A 296-nucleotide genomic window follows, 5' to 3' on the forward strand; every position below is an offset into this window, starting at 1 on the left:
GGCGGTGCCTGGCCCTCGCCGGCTTCAGTGGCCGCTTTGCCTTGCCAAATCAGAATGCTGCGGCACAATCCTTCCTTCCTTTCTGATGATTGCCGCCATGCGCTTCCTGCTTGCCGCCGTGCTGATCGGGGCGGGGATCGCCCAGCGCACCTTCGTGGGCCCCGACTCGCAGCAGACGCAAGTCAAGATCGATGAGCCTGCACCGTTCGTCCTGCTGGACGGGGACGTGCTCCGGACGAACCCCGGAGTGCAGACCTTGATCGTGCGCGGTCAGGGTGACATCTTCGGCAGCTACG

General features: G+C 64.5%; 1 protein-coding gene. It reads left to right on the forward strand.

Annotated features, from left to right (window positions below; genetic code table 11):
• Nucleotides 1-85: 85 nt before the first annotated feature.
• On the forward strand, nt 86-296 hold a 211-nt coding region (locus SB773_RS31035; protein WP_410594094.1), incomplete at its 3' end, for a hypothetical protein.

The organism is Bacillus sp. SIMBA_074 (genome assembly GCF_046534555.1).
Lineage (GTDB): Bacteria > Bacillota > Bacilli > Bacillales > Bacillaceae_G > Bacillus_A > Bacillus_A mycoides.